We start from the raw sequence: 3,663 nt of genomic DNA, 5'->3' as shown, positions 1-3,663 counted from the left end.
CCCCACTCCCCACTCCCCTAACACCCAACATCCAAGGATTCATCTTCGATTTAGATGGTGTGCTAACAGATACAGCAGAACTTCACTATCTAGCTTGGAAAAAGCTAGCAGATGAAGAGGGTATACCCTTTAATCGGGAGGCTAACGAAGCGTTGCGGGGTGTATCCCGTCGTGCTTCCCTGATGCTGATTCTTGGGGATAGACCATATTCGGAAGCACAAATCCAGGAGATGATGGAGCGTAAAAACGGCTACTACGTTCACTTTATCCAAAATATGACGCCCAAAGATTTGTTGCCGGGTGCGATCGCCCTCTTGGATGAACTGCGGCAAGCTGGGATTAAAATCGGTATTGGTTCAGCTAGCAAAAATGCCCGTGCAGTGTTAGAACGATTGGGCATTGCTGATAAAGTAGATGCGATCGCTGACGGTTATAGTGTGCAGCAACCCAAGCCAGCACCCGACCTATTTCTGTACGCAGCCAAGCAGCTAGGACTCGAACCAGCGCAATCTGTGGTTGTAGAAGATGCCGCAGCAGGCATTGATGCCGCTCTAGCCGCTAGTATGTTGGCAGTAGGACTCGGCCCTGCTGAACGAGTTGGAGCCGCTCATGTTGTCTTACCCAGTCTAGAAGGGATCAAATGGGCAGATTTAAAAGCCAAATTAAGCGATATTACCAAACAAAAACATTAAGGGACTTCCAAATAACAATTCAAAATTCAAAAAAGTTTCAGATTCTTATTTAAACCTATGGCTTGCTACCCTATAGAAACGCCAAGGCTCACAAACCATAATCATCACTGACAAAATCTGGTTAAAAACTAGACAGACTAGGCCTTTAACCTAGTTCAACTCCAGAAGACTGCACACTAATTAATCACTTCTATTTATTGAATTTAAAAAAAAAAGTAATTGCTTCTATTACTAAAAGTCTTTAAACTAAGGTTAACCGGTCAACAAAAAGTTGATTGTATAGTTTTTCTTAGCACTAGCTTAGAGAAACGAACTCAGCAGCTTTATACTTTATATGTTTAAGTGTGAGTTGAAAATATTACGCCTGTGGTAATCTCTAATAAATCAGAATACGCACTTCTAGCCCTGTTAGAATTGACAACCTGCTACCCTAAGGGTGAAGCCCTGCAAATTCGAGAGATAGCGGCATTACAAGACATACCAAACCGCTATTTGGAACAACTTCTGGCAACATTAAGGCGTGGAGGTTTAATTAAAAGTATCCGTGGAGCCAAAGGTGGCTACGTTCTAGCACGAGATCCCCAGAAGATCACAGTACTAGATGCTTTTACCTGTATGGAAGGGTCAGAGGCTGTTGACTCTCCTTGTGAGCCAACTCCCAACACTGTAGAAGGTGAGCTAATTCAAGAAGTCTGGCAGGAAGCACGTCAGGCTGCTAACTTCGTTTTGGAAAAATATACACTCCAAGACCTTTCTGAAAAAAGAGCAATCCGAGAACAGAAGGAACTTATGTATTACATTTAAGGTATCAATGCCATTTTCTAATGTCTAATAGACCGTATCCTTGTACATATTTGCCTTGGAATTTTAAAGTAATTTTATAAAGTCTAGGATTTACGCATTGCCGAAAAATGCTATTTATTATTCTTGATAAAATCACTGTAAATTTAGGAATTTCATTTTTTGTAGTTTTGGGTGAATGCAGTCAGGGCAAACGCATCTAAATTACTCTTGATCACAACGAACGTTAAGAACCAACGAAAAAATCAGGATTTCGCGCTTGATTATTTTTTAAGCCCCAAAGCTCGCCTAAAATTTTCGCAATAAGCAAGAGTTAATGAAACTATTTTTAGCTCTATTGAGAATAGTATTTGCTTATTGACATGATTCGGCCGCCCTGGTAAGTCGGTACAATAAAACCAAACTGTGTAAAGAAAAGTAAATAAGGCTCAAACTCTTTCTCCCCCTGCCCCCTGCCTTATTCCAACAAGAATTATTCACGCCGACCTACTTACTCATGAGGTTCGTTGACCGCTAACTGTTAACAGTCAACAGTCAACAGTCAACAGTCAACAGCCAACACGAAAAGATGTGCAAGTTAAATGCACGACAGCTTACTAGTTGTTTGACAGTTGCGTAAGTCTTGATTAACTAGATCACTGCAATCCATAAAGAGCTAGATTGAGGGTACCTGCTGGAGCTGAAGAATAAGCGATATCTAGAGAAACAGTAGCTTCTATCGTCTGAGGGCCACCAATTAAAGGAGTTGTACTACCTGCTGCAAAAGCTCTATCTGCTCCTAAATTAAACACCAAAGGAGATGGTCTAGGATTGGCAGTTGAGTTAATATCAATGTCAATAATCTTTCCGGGGGTTAACTGCAAGGTACTGAAAACAGCCCCAGCCTGAGCTTGGGCGTCTTTAACAGCTTCGCTAAGAACCTGCAAGCGTGCCTGCTGCAATGCTTCGTCTGAAGCAGTGAAGCTTATATTCTGTATTAGATTCGCGCCTGCTTCGATAGCTGTGTCTATTGCTCCTCCAGCTCTATCTGTTGGTAACTCAAACTGAAGTGTGTTGAGTCCTCTAAAGCCGGTTATGGTTTGAGTATTATTTTCAAAGCTAAAGACGGGATTTAGTTGAATAGATGTAGTTTGAAGTTCTTGCGCCCCAAGGTTTTGTAGCGCATCAACTACTGCTGTTGAACGTTGAGCAACTTCTTCTTGAACTTCGGTTGCGGTTTTTCCCTCTACTTGAATTCCCAATTGCACCTCAGTTAAGGTAGTGGGAACAGTGACCTTTCCTTGACCAGTAACTTCCAATATCTGAGCAGTGTTTGGATTAGTGCTACCAGTCAGGAGATCGATAATCCCAAGAGTCTGCCTAATCGCACCTGTGAGATTATCACTAGCCGAAGCAAGAGTGCCTGCTGAATTTGGAGAATAACCGATATCTAGAGAAACGCTAGCTTCTATCGTCTGAGGGCTACCAATTATAGGAGTTGTAGTATCTGCTGCAAAAGCTCTATCTGCTCCTAAATTAAACACCAAAGGAGATGGGCTAGGATTGGCAGTTGAGTTAATATCAATGTCAATAATCTTTCCGGGGGTTAACTGCAAGGTACTGAAAACAGCCCCAGCCTGAGCTTGGGCGTCTTTAACAGCTTCGCTAAGAACCTGCAAGCGTGCCTGCTGCAATGCTTCGTCTGAAGCAGTGAAGCTTATATCCTGTATTAAATTCGCGCCTGCTTCGATAGCTGTGTCAATTGCTCCTCCAGCTCTATCTGTTGGTAACTCAAACTGAAGTGTGTTGAGTCCTCTAAAGCCGATTATGGTTTGAGTATTATTTTCAAAGCTAAAGACGGGATTTAGTTGAATAGATGTAGTTTGAAGTTCTTGCGCCCCAAGGTTTTGTAGCGCATCAACTACTGCTGTTGAACGTTGAGCAACTTCTTCTTGAACTTCGGTTGCGGTTTTTCCCTCTACTTGAATTCCCAATTGCACCTCAGTTAAGGTAGTGGGAACAGTAACCTTTCCTTGACCAGTAACTTCCAATATCTGAGCAGTGTTTGGATTAGTGCTACCAGTCAGGAGATCGATAATCCCAAGAGTCTGCCTAATCGCACCTGTGAGATTATCACTAGCCGAAGCAAGAGTGCCTGCTGAATTTGGAGAATAACCGATATCTAGAGAAA

The 3,663-nt window shown here is 42.4% G+C and carries 3 protein-coding genes; 2 read left to right on the top strand and 1 reads right to left on the bottom strand.

Translation table 11 applies throughout. The features are described from left to right. Both pgmB and F8S12_RS12820 read left to right on the top strand, forming a co-directional pair. Positions 1 to 692: beta-phosphoglucomutase (pgmB, locus tag F8S12_RS12825; protein WP_196516657.1), on the top strand; the 692-nt coding region annotated here is incomplete at its 5' end. Between the two features lie 366 nt (positions 693 to 1,058). After that, positions 1,059 to 1,496, top strand: a complete 438-nt coding sequence (locus F8S12_RS12820; protein WP_196516656.1) for an RrF2 family transcriptional regulator — start codon at positions 1,059 to 1,061, stop codon at positions 1,494 to 1,496. Positions 1,497 to 2,128: 632 nt separating this feature from the next. On the opposite strand, the gene F8S12_RS12815 is transcribed toward F8S12_RS12820, so the two are convergent. Beyond that, positions 2,129 to 3,663, bottom strand: a 1,535-nt coding sequence (locus F8S12_RS12815) for an SIMPL domain-containing protein (protein WP_196516655.1), incomplete at its 5' end; no start/stop codon positions are given.

It is taken from the genome of Nostoc sp. WHI, assembly GCF_015714725.1.
Taxonomy (GTDB): domain Bacteria; phylum Cyanobacteriota; class Cyanobacteriia; order Cyanobacteriales; family Nostocaceae; genus Nostoc.
Note: the sequence above shows the minus strand (reverse complement) of the source record. Positions and strands in the feature narration are given on the sequence as shown.